At 57.6% G+C, this 16,159-nt stretch carries 10 protein-coding genes; 9 read left to right on the top strand and 1 reads right to left on the bottom strand.

Annotation, left to right across the window (positions count from 1 at the left end):
- The first annotated feature begins 552 nt into the window (after positions 1–552).
- From DSM117340_RS03890 to DSM117340_RS03870, 5 genes are all read left to right on the top strand, one after another.
- Positions 553–3,399: a molybdopterin oxidoreductase family protein gene (locus DSM117340_RS03890; protein ID WP_089888020.1), complete on the top strand. Its 2,847-nt coding sequence runs from the start codon at positions 553–555 to the stop codon at positions 3,397–3,399.
- Positions 3,399–4,232: an alpha/beta hydrolase gene (locus DSM117340_RS03885; protein WP_089888018.1), complete on the top strand. Its 834-nt coding sequence runs from the start codon at positions 3,399–3,401 to the stop codon at positions 4,230–4,232. The genes DSM117340_RS03890 and DSM117340_RS03885 overlap by 1 nt, the downstream gene beginning before the upstream one ends.
- Positions 4,229–4,960 carry a 4Fe-4S dicluster domain-containing protein gene (locus DSM117340_RS03880; protein ID WP_089888016.1) on the top strand — a complete coding sequence of 244 codons (732 nt, stop codon included), beginning with the start codon at positions 4,229–4,231 and terminating at the stop codon, positions 4,958–4,960. Before DSM117340_RS03885 ends, DSM117340_RS03880 begins: the two co-directional genes overlap by 4 nt.
- Positions 4,960–5,829 carry a DmsC/YnfH family molybdoenzyme membrane anchor subunit gene (locus DSM117340_RS03875; RefSeq protein WP_089888014.1) on the top strand — a complete coding sequence of 290 codons (870 nt, stop codon included), beginning with the start codon at positions 4,960–4,962 and terminating at the stop codon, positions 5,827–5,829. Before DSM117340_RS03880 ends, DSM117340_RS03875 begins: the two co-directional genes overlap by 1 nt.
- Positions 5,830–5,900: 71 nt before the next feature.
- Positions 5,901–7,850 carry a 3-hydroxyacyl-CoA dehydrogenase NAD-binding domain-containing protein gene (locus DSM117340_RS03870; RefSeq protein WP_089888012.1) on the top strand — a complete coding sequence of 650 codons (1,950 nt, stop codon included), beginning with the start codon at positions 5,901–5,903 and terminating at the stop codon, positions 7,848–7,850.
- On the opposite strand, the gene DSM117340_RS03865 is transcribed toward DSM117340_RS03870, so the two are convergent.
- Positions 7,847–10,861, bottom strand: coding sequence for an aminotransferase class III-fold pyridoxal phosphate-dependent enzyme (locus DSM117340_RS03865; RefSeq protein ID WP_089888011.1), 3,015 nt, complete (start codon positions 10,859–10,861; stop codon positions 7,847–7,849). The genes DSM117340_RS03870 and DSM117340_RS03865 overlap by 4 nt on opposite strands.
- Before the next feature lie 169 nt (positions 10,862–11,030).
- Here DSM117340_RS03865 and DSM117340_RS03860 point away from each other — a divergent pair, with 169 nt between their 5' ends.
- The 4 genes from DSM117340_RS03860 to DSM117340_RS03845 all read left to right on the top strand — a co-directional run bounded on the left by DSM117340_RS03860 (position 11,031) and on the right by DSM117340_RS03845 (position 16,104).
- Entirely contained in the window at positions 11,031–13,211 is a 2,181-nt protein-coding gene (locus DSM117340_RS03860; RefSeq protein WP_089888009.1) for an alpha-ketoacid dehydrogenase subunit alpha/beta, read from the top strand.
- Entirely contained in the window at positions 13,208–14,233 is a 1,026-nt protein-coding gene (locus tag DSM117340_RS03855) for an ACP S-malonyltransferase (RefSeq protein WP_089888007.1), read from the top strand. The genes DSM117340_RS03860 and DSM117340_RS03855 overlap by 4 nt, the downstream gene beginning before the upstream one ends.
- Before the next feature lie 208 nt (positions 14,234–14,441).
- Positions 14,442–15,695, top strand: coding sequence for an integrase arm-type DNA-binding domain-containing protein (locus DSM117340_RS03850; RefSeq protein WP_354689871.1), 1,254 nt, complete (start codon positions 14,442–14,444; stop codon positions 15,693–15,695).
- Positions 15,688–16,104 (top strand): hypothetical protein, encoded by a 417-nt coding sequence (locus tag DSM117340_RS03845; protein ID WP_354689870.1) that lies wholly within the window; start codon positions 15,688–15,690, stop codon positions 16,102–16,104. The genes DSM117340_RS03850 and DSM117340_RS03845 overlap by 8 nt, the downstream gene beginning before the upstream one ends.
- The last annotated feature ends 55 nt before the right edge of the window (positions 16,105–16,159 follow it).

Here is a 16,159-nt window from a genome sequence, read left to right as displayed (position 1 = left end):
ACTCCAAACAGGAAACAGTTGCAGGGGAATTTCATTATAGAGGCGTCAGAACAGACAATTAGCCTATTTTTTCGCCACATTTGACGTTTTATTCATCAACTTCCCCATGCTTCAATTGTGTAAAGCGTCCGCTTTGACACCCCAGCACAGCCTCGCAAACACGTGTCTCCCTTCACAAAGAAGCAAACAGAAACAGGTCTCCAAAAGGGCTCAACTGCCGCCTGTTTAACGAGCTGATTGTCTCCCTTTGGGAAACGATGATTTTCTGATCCACAGTTCATAGACCACCGAGCCATTCGGGGATGACGGAGGTTTGATTCGAGCCTTCAAAGCGATCAACCCTCCCAATGGTCCATCCCGCCCCCGTGCCCTAAGTCCAGTTTGGCCGACCGCTTCAGGCCAGCATCTCCACCAGAATTAGCGATTTCAAGATGTTACCACTGACACCACAGATCATAGCGCTCCATTTCCCTTTGACGTCCTTAGCCTGCTCGGTCATCCTGTCTCAGACAGGGCGGCAAACAGTGCGCCAATAGAAAAACGAAAGAGCCAATGGCCTCATCCAACCAAACCAAGTCCACGGGCAAAGCGCCTGCGCGCCCGTCTCCGCATGTCTCCGACGAGATCCGCAAAACCACTTGCTACATGTGTGCCTGCCGCTGCGGGATTAACGTGCATATGCAGGACGGCAAGGTAAAGTATATCGAGGGCAACAAAGATCACCCTGTAAACAAAGGTGTGCTCTGCGCCAAAGGCTCTGCTGGCATTATGCAGCATTATGCGCCCTCGCGTCTGCGTGCTCCGATGAAACGGGTTGGGCCACGTGGCTCTGGTCAGTTTGAAGAGATCAGTTGGGACGAAGCCTACACGCTTGCCGAAAGCTGGCTGCGCCCCCTGCGAGAAAACGCCCCCGAAAAGCTCGCCTTCTTCACAGGACGTGACCAGTCGCAAAGCTTCACATCGCTCTGGGCGCAGGCCTTCGGCACGCCCAACTATGCAGCACACGGCGGCTTCTGCTCGGTCAACATGGCCGCTGCTGGTATCTATACCATGGGCGGTGCCTTCTGGGAGTTTGGCCAGCCCGACTGGGACCGCACCAAGATGTTTATGATCTTCGGTGTCGCAGAGGACCACGATAGCAACCCCATCAAAATTGGCATCGGCAAGCTCAAGGCCCGTGGTGCGCGCATTGTCGGCGTCAACCCTGTGCGCTCTGGATACAACGCTGTGGCTGACGACTGGGTCGGGATCACCCCGGGCACAGACGGGCTCTTCATCATGGCGCTGATCCACGAGTTACTCAACGCCGGCCAGATCGACCTGAATTATCTCACCCGCTATACCAATGCAGGCTTTCTCGTAAACTGTGCCGAGGCTGGCCCTAACAAAGGCCTCTTCCTGCGCGACGATAATGGCAAAGCACAGGTGATCGACCGTGTTACAGGCAAGCTTTCAGACTATGATGCAAAGGGCGTTCAGCCTAAACTGACGGGCCATCACCGCCATGCAGGCGAAACATATCGCCCTGCGTTTGAGCTTCTGGCCGAGCAATATATGAGCAAGGATTATGCGCCTGACGCAGTGGCAGAACGCTGCGGCATCCCTGCGTCACGGATCAAAGCGCTGGCAGCAGACCTTGCACGCGTGGCCTTTGAAGAAGAGATCGTCATCGACCAGCCATGGACCGATTGGAAAGGCGAGAAACACGCCCAGATGATTGGCCGCCCCGTGAGCTTTCATGCCATGCGCGGAATTTCGGCGCATTCCAATGGCTTCCAGACCTGCCGCGCGCTGCACATCCTGCAGATCCTGCTCGGGTCTGTCGAGGTTCCAGGCGGCTTTCGTTTCAAGCCGCCCTACCCCAAGCCGCCCGAGGCGCACCCGAAGCCACACGCAGGCTACAAGGCAGGCCAGCCGCTTGACGGGCCGCACCTTGGCTATCCGATGGGCCCAGAGCACCTTCTGATAGACGAGGCAGGCAACCCCAAGCGTATCGACAAGGCCTTCAGCTGGGAGAACCCGTTCAGCGCCCATGGCCTGATGCACATGGTGATTTCCAACGCTCATGCAGGCATCCCTTACAAAATCGACACGCTGTTCATGTACATGGCCAACATGGCGTGGAACTCGTCAATGAACACCTCCTCGGTGATCGACATGCTGACAGACACCAATGAGAGCGGCGACTATGTGATCCCGCATATCATCTACTCGGACGCCTATAGCTCTGAAACAGTAGCCTATGCAGACCTGATCCTGCCTGACACAACCTATCTTGAGCGCCACGATTGTATCTCGCTGCTTGATCGCCCGATTTGTGAGGCTGACGCCGCCGCCGACGCCATCCGCTGGCCCGTGGTAGAGCCCGATCGTAACGTAAAGGGCTTCCAATCCGCCCTATGTGATCTCGGCGCGCGGCTCGGCCTGCCCGGCTTTGTGAATGAGGACGGCAGCCAGAAATATGCCGACTATGCGGACTATATTGTCAGCCACGAACGCCGCAAAGGCGTTGGCCCGCTTGCAGGCTTTCGCGGGGAAGACGGGACAAGCGAGGGGCGCGGCGCGCCCAACCCACAACAGCTTGAGAAATACATCGAGAATGGTGGCTTCTGGGCGAGCCACCTGCCCGAGGAAGCGCAGTTCTACAAACCTTGGAACCAAGCCTATCAGGATTGGGCCGTCAAAATCGGCCTCTTTGATGCGCCTGCGCCCTATGTCTTCAACCTCTACCTTGAACCCATGCGCAAGATGCAACTTGCCGCCGAAGGCCATGGCGAGCGCCAGCCGCCAGAGCATTTGCGCGCACGCATGATTGAAACCATGACACCTCTGCCGCATTGGTATGCCCCCTTTGAGCAAAGCCAAGTTGCCGAAGAAGACTACCCGCTTCACGCGCTCACCCAGCGCCCGATGCACATGTATCACTCATGGGGCAGTCAGAACGCATGGCTGCGTCAGATCACAGGTGTGAACAAACTCTTCATTCCAGGCCCGCTTTGGGACGAACATGGCTTTTCCGAGGGAGACTGGGCCTATGTCACATCGCCACACGGTCGCATCAAAGCGCCCGTCGCGAGGATGGATGGCGTCAATGGCAAAACCATCTGGACATGGAACGCAATCGGCAAAAAGCGTGGCGCTTGGGCGCTCTCTGAGGATGCACAGGAGGCAACACAGGGCTTCTTGATGAACCACCTTATAAACGAGCTTCTGCCGCCAAAGGGCGATGGGCTTCGCTGGGCCAACTCTGATCCTGTCACAGGCCAAGCCGCATGGTTCGACTTGCGTGTGCGGATCGAAAAAGCCCCCAAAGGCGGACCATCGGAGCCAGCGCTTGCTGCGCAGGAAAGCCCTGTTGGCACAGGTCCCAAAAACGTAAGCTACGGGGAAGACTTCTGATGCGTGTGCACGCAATCACAGGCGGCGGTGGACTAAAGCTCCATGTCACCGATCAGGGACCAGAGGATGCGCCAGCACTTCTTTTGATACACGGATGGGCGCAGCATTCTGTCGCTTGGACGGCGCAGGCTCCCTTGGCCGAGCGCTTCCGTGTTGTTGCTCTTGATCTGCGCGGCCATGGGAGCTCAGATGCGCCCCAAGAGATAGACGCCTACACCGACACGACGCTCTGGGGCGATGATATTCACGCTGTCATCACTGAACTTGACCTCCAAAAAACTGTACTGGTTGGCTGGTCTTACGGCGCGCGCGTGATCGCTTCCTATATTGCCACCCATGGCCAAGACGCGATTGCAGGCGTTGTCCCCGTTGGTGGGGTGATCGCCATCGGTGATGCGCGAGAACCGTGGATGATGGGCGCAAGCAGCCCGGCACTCAACAAAGACCTCTATACTTCAGATCAAGCTCGCCTGCTTGCAGCGACCGCGCAGTTTGTTGATCAATGCACCTATGCACCCCTTTCCCGCGAAACCTACGGCACACTTGTAGGCGCGAATATGCTGGTCAGCCCCCTGGTGCGCCGTGCACTCTTTGCCGGCACTCTGGACTGCCGCCCCGTCTGGCAAAGCTTCACCAAGCCTGCACTTGTTGTGCACGGTGCTTGCGACAGCATCGTTCTGCCCATCGTCGGGCAAACCGCCGCAGAGACACTGCCAAACAGCTCGCTTTCGCTCTGGGACAAGACGGGCCACGCGCCCTTTGCCGAAGACCCCGCTCGTTTCAATGCAGAACTGGCCGCCTTTGCCGCCAAAGCACATGAGGAGGCCGCATGACCTCTCTGCCCCAAAGTACCGAGAAAAAGCTCGGCCTTGTCATTGATCTTGATACCTGCGTGGGATGTCACGCCTGTGTCGTGTCCTGCAAGGAATGGAACACCTCAAACTACGGCGCGCCTTTGTCAGATATAGACGCCTACGGCGCGGAGCCACACGGCACCTTTCTCAACCGCGTTCACAGCTTTGAAGCGCAACCCGAGAGCGGCTGCTCTCAGACTGTGCATTTCCCCAAATCTTGCTTGCATTGCGAAGACGCACCCTGCGTTACCGTCTGCCCCACAGGCGCAAGCTACAAGCGCGAGGAAGACGGTATCGTGCTTGTAAATGAAGATGATTGCATGGGCTGCGGCCTCTGTGCGTGGTCTTGCCCATATGGTGCGCGCGAGCTTGATGAAATCTTTGGTGTGATGAAAAAATGCACCCTTTGCGTAGACCGGATTTACAACGAAAACATCCCTGAAGAAGACCGAGTCCCCTCCTGTGTGCGCACCTGCCCGTCGGGTGCCCGCCACTTTGGCGACTTGGGCGACCCAGAGAGCGATGTCTCAAAACTCGTCGCAGCGCGCGACGGCTTTGACCTTATGCCCGAGCTTGGAACAAAACCTGTGAACAAATACTTGCCACCGCGCCTCAAGGACAAGCCTTCTGAGGCGGCACTTGAGCCACAACACACTGACGCTAAAGGCCTTTTTGCATGGCTTGATAAAGCGCTGGAGAAACTCTGATGCATCCAGCTCCCTCTGTCATAGCTTTCACCACGCTCTCTGGCCTCGGCTTTGGTCTCTTGGCCTTTCTCGGCCTTGGCTTGCCGCCTGTCACTGGCTGGGTGTCTTTTGTGTTTTTCTTCCTTGCCTATGCTCTTGCCGTCGGCGGATTGCTCGCCTCTGTTGCGCATTTGGCCAATCCGAAGAACGCCATCAAAGCCTTCAGCCAGTGGCGCTCGAGTTGGCTCTCGCGTGAAGGGATCGCCGCTGTCGCCGCGCTTTCCGTTATGGCGGTCTTTGCGATCGCGCTGATCTTCTTTGACACCTATCTGCGCCTTGTCGGCGTGCTCGGCGCCCTCCTCTGTCTGACAACTGTTTTCACGACCTCGATGATTTATACCCAGCTCAAAACCGTGCCACGCTGGAACATGTGGACCACGCCACCAATCTTTATGCTCCACTGCCTTGGCGGCGGAGCTTTGCTTGCAGGCCAACCGCGCATGGCAGCAGTTTTGCTTGCCATCTTGGGCGCGCTGATGGTCTGGGCATGGATCAAGGGCGATGAAAAAGGCCGTGCAGGCTCGACACTGGAAACTGCAACAGGGTTGGGCCGCATTGGCAAGGTCCGCCTGCTCGAGCCGCCGCACTCGGGCGAGAACTATTTGCTCAAGGAAATGGCCTATCAGGTCGGGCGCAAGCACGCACTCAAGCTGCGCATAATTGCATTTGTGTTCGGCATTGCAACGCCTGTGTTGCTTATGCTCTTGCTGTCCGTCACGCACACAACTGCGCTGGTTGCGATCCTTGCGCATCTCGTAGGTATATTTGCAGGCCGCTGGCTCTTTTTTGCCGAGGCCGAACATGTGCAGGCGCTTTACTACGGCAGATAACCGACCGCGCGGTTGACTTTTGGCGCGGAGCGCGACACCTTCGCCCGAAACGGCCCTAAAGGAGCGCTCATATGTCTGTTGTCACCACCACAATGCACGGCGATATCGCCGTGCTCACCATCGACAACCCACCTGTGAACGCCGCATCCCAAGCGGTACGGCAAGGTCTGATGGACGCGCTCATCGCAACAGAAGAGAGCAAGCCTGCCGCCGTTGTACTTACCTGTGCGGGACGCACTTTTGTTGCGGGGGCGGATATTCGCGAGTTTGACAAACCCTTCCTTGAGCCAATGCTGCCCGACCTTCTCAATGCAATCGAGGCCGCAACCCGCCCTTGGATCGCGGCCATTCATGGCACCGCCCTTGGTGGCGGCTTCGAGCTGGCGCTTGCCTGCTCACACCGTATCGGAGCCCCATCTGCGAAGATCGGCCTGCCGGAAGTCAACCTTGGTCTGATCCCTGGCGCAGGCGGCACTGTGCGTCTGCCCCGACTGATCGATCCCATCGAAGCCGCGCGCCTCGCTGTCACAGGAAAACCCATCGGCGCAGAAGAGGCGACACAGCTGGGCCTGTTTGATTCCATCGCAGAAGGGGATTTGCTCGACGCCGCCATCGCCTTGGCCCAAGACGCCGCAAACAAACCCCTGCCTGCAGCGCTGCTCACCCGCCAAGCGCCAGATGTCGAGCGTTCCACATGGGACGACGCAATAGCCAAGCTCACCGCAAAAGCGCGTGGTCAGAACTCGCCGCATGAGGCCGCCGCCGCCGTGCGCGATGCCCTTGATCATAGCGGAACAGACGCTCTGAAGCTTGAGCGCGAGCGCTTCATGCGCCTCAAAGGCTCGCCGCAGTCCGCAGCCCTGCGCTATATCTTCTTTGCAGAGCGTACAGTTGGCAAATCTCCTCGCACCAAAGGCGTAGCGCCCCGTCCGCTCGCCCAGATCGGAGTGATCGGCGGTGGAACCATGGGCGCAGGCATCGCTGCTGCTGCGCTTCTGTCTGGCCTTAAGGTCCAGATGATCGAACGCGACCAAGACGCCGCCAATGCGGGTGCCGCTCGCGTCGAAGGCATCCTCGGCGGCTCATTGAAACGCGGGCTGATTTCTGAGGCAAAGCACACCGCCTTGCTGGCCAGCTTCAACGCCGACAGCAATTACAGCGCGCTGGCCGAGGCCGACCTCGTCATTGAAGCCGTTTTTGAAGACATGGACGTAAAGAAGCAGGTTTTCAAAGCGCTTGAAGCCGCTTGCAAGCCAGAGGCCGTACTTGCCACCAACACATCCTATCTCGACGTAAACGAGATCGCTGCCAGCGTAGCAGACCCCTCCCGCGTCATCGGACTGCACTTCTTCTCACCTGCACATATCATGAAACTCTTGGAGATTGTCGTGCCAAACAATGTGGCCGATGATGTGCTCGCAACGGCCATTCAGCTTGCAAAGGCACTGCGCAAACTGCCCGTTCTTGCAGGGGTTTGCGACGGTTTCATCGCCAATCGCATCATGTCGTCCTATCGCCGCGAAGCGGATTATCTGCTTGAGGATGGCGCCCTCCCCCATGAGGTCGACGCCGCTATGCGCAATTTTGGCATGCCGATGGGCATCTTTGAAATGCAAGACCTTGCAGGGCTTGATATTGGCTGGGCCGCGCGCAAGCGGCGCGCCGCCACGCGCCCTGCCAGCGAGCGCTATGTCGACATCCCTGACTACATTTGCGAGCAAGGCCACTTTGGCCGCAAGACTGGACGCGGCTGGTATCTTTACGGCGAAGACGGCAAGCCCACTCGCAATGCAGAGGTCGAGGCACTGATCCTGGCGGAGTCCGCCCGCAAAGGCATCACACGCCAGAGCTTCTCCGAAGACGCGCTTATGGGCCGTATCCTCGGCTGCATGCAAAGTGAAGGCACCGCCATATTGGCGGAAGGCATCGCCGCCTCACGCGAAGATATCGATGTGACCATGGTCAATGCCTTTGGCTTCCCACGCTGGATGGGCGGACCAATGTTTATGAAAGACGCCTAGGCGCTCAAGGTGTCCACCTCTGTTAGCACCTCAGCGAGCACTGCAAGGATCATATCGACGCCCTCTTCATCAATCGTGAGCGGCGGGCGAATTTTCAGGATATTGTCAAACGGCCCTTCACAGCCGAGCAATATCCTATGTTCGCGCATACGGTTTTTGACATAGTCAGCCGCGTCTGTTGCAGGCGTTCGAGTGACAATGTCGCTCACAAGATCTACGCCAATGAACAGCCCGTAACCACGCACATCGCCGATGACAGGGTGCACAGCCTGCAAATCGCGAAGCCCCGAGAGCAGGCGCGCACCCATCAGATTTGCATTTTCCAACAGCCCCTCATCATCAACAATATCAAGGACTTCAGCGCCAATACGGCATGACAGCGTGGAGCCCCCAAACGTTGAAAAATACTCAGGGCCTTGTGCAAAAGCCTCCGAAATGGCTCTTGTCGTCACCACTGCGCCAATGGGGTGCCCATTGCCGATGGGCTTGCCCAATACCACAATATCAGGCAGAGCACCTTGCTCTTCAAAGCCGAAATAATACGCGCCAAGCCGTCCCAGCCCCGTCTGCACCTCATCTGCAATACAAACACCGCCAGCGGCACGGATATGCTCATACACAGCAGGCAAATACCCTTTCGGCGGGATGATCTGCCCGCCCACGCTTGGAAAGGTCTCGGCAATAAATCCCGCCAGCTTACCCCCCTTGGCCTTGATGCGCTCAACCGCCTCGTTCACCTGCGCCGCATATCTCGCCCCGCGCTCAGGATCGTCACGGCGATAGCGCCCGCGGTAGTCGTCGGCCACATCAACAAGCTGAACCCAGTCAGGCTGTCCCACGCCCCCCTTGGCGTTAAACTTGTAGGCGGAGATATCAATCGCGCCAGTGGTATTGCCGTGATAGCCGTGATCGGGTGTGATCATATCGCGCCCGCCAGTCGCCGCCCGCGCAAGGCGCAGAGCCAATTCATTGGCCTCAGAGCCCGAGTTGACGAAATAACAAACATCGAGCCCTTCGGGCATCTTCTGTGTGATCTTCTCAGCAAAAGCCACCTGCGCAGGGTGCAAATAGCGTGTGTTTGAGTTCATTCGCTTGAGCTGGTCCGCCGCCACCGCCTGAATACGCGGATGCGCATGCCCCACGTGAGGCACATTGTTATAAGCGTCCAAATAGGGTCGGCCCCACTCATCAAACAAGTGATGCTTCCAGCCCCGCAGGAGCATAACCGGCTCGGCATAGCTAAGCTTCAAATTGCGCGCAAAATGCGCGTGGCGCTCAGCCTGCACACCCTTCTTGTCGCGTGTGACATAGCCTGTCTTTTCATCTGGCAGGTTCAAAAGCGCCGCCGGGTTGGGGCAGACCGAGCCCCAGAGATACATCTCGTCAGGGTCCGCAACACCGGGCCAATCGCCGCCCATCCCGTCTGTCGTAAGCGCGAGCTGAAAGTGCACATGCGGCGCCCAACCGCCCGATTGGGTCTTGTCCCCCAGATGCGCCAAAAGCGCGCCCTTTGGGACAATGTCCCCAACGGAGAGCCGCTCGCATATTTCGGGGTTGAGATGGCCATAAAGCGTATAAAACTTGTCGCCCACAGGCGTGGCGTGTTCAAGGATGACGACGCCACCATAGTCGAGGTGTGCCGGTCGGTATTCCACAACATGCACCCTGCCCGCGAGTGGCGCATAAATCTTTGTCTGCGCGGCAGCAAAGCCGTCCACGGCGATATGCACTGTGCGGCGGTTAGAGGCCTTCCAAGGCCCACGGCGAAAGAATGACGCCGTATAAATCAATCGCGGTTCGTTATAGTAGCCAAGCCAGATTCCGCCTTCGATGTCATACTCTGTGCCCACAACAGCCGCCTCCTCAAGCGGCAGATCAAACGGGTTGATCGGGCTTGCAGAGTTTTCGACCGACAACGAACCCATGGGCGCATCGCTCAGATCCTCGCCAAAGAGTGGCGCAAAATTGCCGCGTTCGCTTTCGATCCACGCCATGACGCGCGGGGCCGCCTCAACCACAGCCAGGCCACAGGCTGCCCGAAGCCGCGCGCGCAAAAGCCCCGCGTCTTCCACCTCGCGCTCCAAAAAGGCCCAAGCAGGCGCTTGAGAAATCACCACATATGGGTCATCAGGCGTTTCTTTCGCCATCAGCGTCGAGTTGACCACGCTCACGGCAAGCCGCATCCGCAAAAGCGGCCAAAGCAAATCAAGTTCATCGCCCGTCAATGGATAGGCCTCATGATAGCCCGCCACAGCCGCCGCAAGCGCCTGTTCGGGCGCATCTTGATCAAGCACCAAATAGGCACAAGCAATCGCAAGGTCGCAAATACGCGGGCTGGCGCACATATCGCCCAGATCAATCAGCCCAGTGACATGCGGCGCAGCTGTGAGAGAGCCACTCACCAAGATATTGTAATCATTGAGATCATTATGAATCGCCACCTGCGGAAGCGCTGTGAGCGCTGGCAACAGCGCATCATATTCAGCCAAAATCTCACCGAGCAAAGCGCGCCGCGCAGGCTGCGCTATGGCGCCAAGCGCGTCTCTGATCCAGCCAGCCTGCATCAGGTTCCACTTGAAATCACGCGCCAAGGCGGGATGTGTAAAATCCGCCAAGGCAAGGTCCATCGCACCAAGCTTCGCGCCCACCTCAGCGACAAGCGCAAGCGTCTTGGGGCGGGCTTCCGCATAGACGCGCCCCTCACATTTCTCCAAAAGCCAGACAAGGCGCATATCTCCCGCCTCGTCTGAAACTTCTATATAATTTTCCCCTGAAGGTGTGGTCACAATATTTGGGACAGGAACCTCAGGTGCGCTCGCAGATATATGGCCAAAAGCCCCACACTGAAGCGCGACAAACTCTGCCTCACAGCCCGGTCGCATGACCTTGAGCACATAAGCCTGCCCGTCTGTCTCAGCGAGGAAGTTGAGATCATACTCACCATCAAGCCGTGTCAGATCCGCCTCAATACCCCAATGGGTCTTCAGCGCCGCCTGCCAATATGTGCTCATGATGTCTCCCCCAACTTAGTGATGGCACGAGCAAACCACAGCCCTGCAGGCAGCGCCAGCCCTCGAGATCAAAGACGTCGGATCGCACTCAACATTTCTATTTGTCTTCTGCGCATTCTGCGGCAAAGCTGCCCACAGAAATGACCTTACCAGCCCCGAAAGACATCCCATGGATCGCGCCGAAATCGTTCACCAAAACTTTCTGACACGCCTCGCGACTGGTGACTTTCCAAGCGGTAAGCCCGCAACGAACGCCCTCTCAAGGGCTGAGGCCGTCGGCCTCTTTCGCACCCAATGCCTCAGCCGTGCACTCGACCGTACAAGCCGTGCCATGCAAAAGGCGGGCCAAGGTTTTTACACGATCGGCTCCTCAGGTCACGAGGGCATGGCTGCCGTCGCAGCAGCCCTACGCCCGAGTGATATGGCCTTTCTACATTACCGCGACGCGGCCTTTCAGCTTGGCCGCGCTGAGCAAGTGCCAGGCCAATCCGCGCTCTGGGATATGCTCCTGTCTTTTGCTTGTTCCTCGGAAGACCCGATCTCAGGCGGGCGTCACAAGGTTCTCGGCTCGCGCGCCCTTATGATACCGCCACAGACCTCGACCATTGCCAGCCACCTGCCCAAAGCGGTCGGCGCGGCCTATAGCGTGGGTCTGGCGCGCCGCCACCCCCCAGAGCATCAGCTTTTGCCCGAGGACGCGATTGTCGCCTGCTCATTTGGCGACGCGTCCGCCAATCATTCCACAGCGCAAGGCGCGTTCAATACAGCGGGCTGGGCCTCTTATCAGTCCAGTCCCCTTCCGCTGCTATTTATCTGTGAAGACAACGGCATAGGCATCTCCACACCAACACCCGACGGCTGGATCGCCGCCAGCTTTCAAAGCCGCCCCGGACTCAAATATTTCCACGGCGACGCGCTCGATATCTATGACACCTATTCCGCAGCCCAGCGCGCCGCCGACTACGTGCGCCGCCGACGCAAGCCTGCTTTCCTGCATCTGCGCACCGTACGCCTCTATGGTCACGCAGGGGCCGATATGCCCACCAGCTATATGTCCAAAAGTGCGGTTGAAGCTGAAGAAGCCAATGATCCGTTGCTTCACTCTGTGCGCCTTCTGACAGACGCAGGCGCACTTACCCCATCAGACGCGCTTGAAATATATACAGAAACTCTGGAACGCGTTGCGCGCGCTGCCGCAGAAGCCGTCCAGCGCCCGCGCCTTGCAACAGCCCGCGAGGTCATGGCCTCAATTGTCCCACCAAAACGTTCCGTAACTCCAAGTAACGGCCCCAGCGCCGAGACCCGCGCTGCAACTTTTGGCAGCGACATAAGCGCAATGGATAAACCGCAGCCCATGTCTCGCCTCATCAATTGGGCGTTGAATGACCTGATGCTCGCCCATGAAGAGATTGTGCTCTGCGGTGAAGATGTCGGGCGCAAAGGCGGCGTCTATGGCGTCACCCAGCGGCTGCAACAGCGCTTTGGCGAAGACCGTGTCATTGATACTTTACTCGATGAGCAATCCATTCTCGGCCTTGCCATCGGAATGGCCCAGAACGGTTTTATCCCTGTCCCCGAAATTCAGTTTCTTGCCTATTTGCATAACGCAGAAGACCAATTGCGCGGCGAAGCGGCCACGCTGCCGTTCTTCTCCAACGGCCAGTTCACGAACCCGATGGTGCTGCGTATCGCTGGGCTTGGCTATCAAAAGGGGTTTGGAGGGCACTTTCACAATGACAACTCGATCGCCGTATTGCGCGATATCCCGGGTGTTATCATAGCCTGCCCCTCCACAGGCGCGGACGCGGCCATGATGCTGCGGGAATGCGTACGCCTTGCGCGCGAAGAGCAGCGCGTGGTTGTGTTTCTTGAACCAATCGCGCTCTACCCTATGCGGGACTTACAAACCGATGGCGATAATGCATGGATGTGCAGCTACCCTTCTCCAGACGAGAGCATCGCCTTCGGGCAGATCGGCCAACACGGCGCAGGAACCGACCTTGCTATCGTGACCTACGGCAACGGTCATTACCTCTCGCGCAAGGCAGAGGCTGATTTGCGCGCCAAGGGCATTGATCTCAGGATCATTGACCTGCGTTGGCTCGCTCCTCTGCCCGAAGAGGCGCTGCTTGCGGCCACCAAAGGCTGCAAAAACGTCCTGATCGTTGACGAATGCCGCCGTACAGGGGGCCAAGCCGAGGCCCTCATGGCGCTCTTTGCAGAGGCGGGCCACAGTCGCCTCGCCCGTGTCACCGCACAAGACAGCTTCATTGCCACAGGCCCCGCCTATGGCGCAACCTTGCCCGATGAAGCCCAAATCATCGCCGCGGCAGAGGCTCTTCTTCTATGAAGCGGGCGGTGGTCATCTGCCCAGGACGCGGAACCTATAACAAGCCCGAGCTGGGAAGCCTGATGCGGCTCAACCCCGACAAGGCCGAACTGTTTGAGAGTTTTGACACGATCCGCCGCACCAACAGTCAAGAAACACTGGCAGCGCTTGACGGGGCGGCTAGCTATTCTATCGCCAAACATACCCGCGGTGACAACGCATCCGCACTAATCTACGCCGCCAGCTACGCCGACTTCCTCTCGCTAACAGACATTGATGTCGTCGCTGTGACAGGGAACTCAATGGGCTGGTACTCCACGCTCGCTTGCGCAGGCGCCTTGAGCGCGGATCAGGGCTTTCGCCTCGTGAACACGATGGGCCAGTTGATGCAGGATAGCCTCATCGGCGGACAGCTTGTCTACCCGATCACAGACGACACATGGCAGCCAGACACCACCCAGCGCGCAGCAGTGATCCAGCTCATGACAGAGATCGCGCAGAAAGCCGGCCATAAGCTCGCGCTCTCGATTGACTTGGGTGGAATGCTTGTCCTCGCTGGCAATGAAGCGGGCCTAGCTGACTTTATGAAGCAGGCTAAACCACAGGGGCAATTCCCACTCCGTCTGCACAACCACGCAGCCTTTCATACGGTGTTGCAAGAGCCCGTTGCGCGCGCGGCCCAAAACCGCTTTGACCCTGCGATGTTTGCACAGCCCAAAATCCCCATGATTGACGGGCGTGGCGCGATCTGGTGGCCCCACGCGACAGACACTAACGCGCTTTATAACTACACCCTAGGCGATCAAATCACCGCGCCCTATAATTTTGCAAAAGCGGTCACAATCGCCGCTCGCGAATTTGCGCCTGATCTCTTCATCGTCTTGGGCCCCGGAACAACCCTCGGCGGCGCCGTGGCTCAGTCGCTTATTGCCGCTGGATGGCAAGGCATGGGCTCAAAATCAGACTTCCAAACCCGTCAAAGCCAAGCCACCCTGCTCACAGCAATGGGACGCACTGACCAACGGCATCAGGTGACAACCTAAAACCGCGGCATCACATGAAATCCAGCCATAAATTAAAAGGTAATGGCGGAGACGAAGGGAGAGATACCCACCTTTCTGCTATAGTCATTATCCTCATTAAGGCCCTGTAAAAAAACAGTTATTGTGTATTTGTGTATCTAAGTGTTGCTTACTGATTCTGTAAATGTCACACCCTTTGTGTATCCGTAGTGTATCCATAGAGGGCATCATGACACTAGCAACAGATCTGGCAATCCGTAAGTGGAAGCCGACGAAGGACGGCGAGGCAATCGGCACAGGTGGCCGCACTGGCCTGTATGTCCGCGGCTGGAAAACTGGGACAAAGGCTTTTTACTTTCGAGCCAAGACTTGGATCAAGCTGGGCGATTATCCTGACACGTCGCTTGCCATGGCGCGTGAGTTGTCAACGGTTGCCAAGCGGCTGGCCCGCGAAGGCTTTGGCGTCGAGGCGCTGAGCCGTGGGTTTGCCAATGCGACCACCGCGACAGAGCTTGAAGCCGTTATCAGGGGCGAGGTGTTGGCCGGTTTTGCTGATGTGGGCGCGACTAACGCCCCGACCTACCATGACCTTTGGAGCGAGTGGTATGAGGGCCGCAAACACAAGCTGCAAGAAGGCCCAAGCCGCCGACGCCCTGAAGCGATCCACTTGCACCATATCAAGCCGGTTTTGGGGGATCGACCGATCACAGAAATCAGGCGGCGTGAGATTTTCAACCTGCTTGAACCGTTGTTCCGTGAAAAGCCTGTCACCGCTGGCCATGCTTTGGGGCACATCCAAGCGGTGTTTGACCGCGCTGCAAACAAAGAATTGATTGAGGCCGACCCAACACCGCGCAAGTCGGCCTTTGCGGATACAATAGCGCGGCGTGAGGTAAAGCACCACGGCACCTTGGCACATGAGCGGATGCCAGAACTTTGGCAGTGGCTGGGCACGACAGATGCAAGTGATGCCGCTAAACTGGCCATCCTAACAGCCATGACGACAGGCCACAGAATCGGTGTGATCGTAAATGCCGAATGGGCGCATATCGATGATGACAGTGGCATTTGGACCGTGCCAGCGCGTACAGACCGCAGCACACAGGGGCGGATGAAGTCTGGTCGGGAATACGCCCTTCGCCTTCCAAAGCCGCTGCTGGAGCGCTTGCAAACCTTGCGCAAAGGATCAGATCAACAACATGTGTTTGGGAGCCCAACAACCAAAGGGCCAATATCGCCAAACGCTATCCGAAAGACGCTGAAGCGTTTCGACGCTGACCTGACGGCGCACGGCTTTCGTAACGCAATCAAAGGATGGTGCAGGACAGCAAAGCCGCCTGTGCCGGATCACATCGCAGATGCGTTTTGTGACCATAGCCTGCGAGGGCTAGACGCCGCCTATCGTCGGGCTGACACTTCCACAGAACGGGCCGATCTGGCCGCGCGTTTGTATGACTTTGTGATGGGGGCCGACTATGCCTGATCGAGACAAAACGGCATTCACAACGGCATGGGGCGACACGACTGAAGCTGCGGCACATCAGGCCAAGATCAAATTTTTGCACTCTAGGTTCAAGCGAACTAAAGACCGAGCCACGCTTGCTGAGTTGGCAGAACTGGACCCCCCTGCTGGTGACAAAGCAGTGGGCAAGGCGATCGCAGATGTGCTGCGATATAAAAAGCCCGACAGTAAGATCGAGAACGACGAAGAATATCGCTGGATTGATCGGGTATTCAATTATTTAAGAGAGGAAGGTCATGGCGTCGATGATAGCTACGCCAAGGTTGCAGAGATGTTTTTCCCTAACGACGAGCGCGATGAGGCAAAGCCGATCGAGTCAATAAGGACGCAACACCGAAGATGGTTGAACAAATTGGGACAAAATTTCTGAATTCCTGTCCCGTTCGCGCTCGTATCCAACGGCCTAAGCAAGTGTCAGAAGCAAA

This window comes from Lentibacter algarum (assembly GCF_040580765.1).
GTDB classification, from domain to species: Bacteria; Pseudomonadota; Alphaproteobacteria; order Rhodobacterales; family Rhodobacteraceae; genus Lentibacter; species Lentibacter algarum.
The sequence above is the reverse complement of the archived record's forward strand: the minus strand, read 5'-3'. Positions and strand labels throughout refer to the sequence as shown.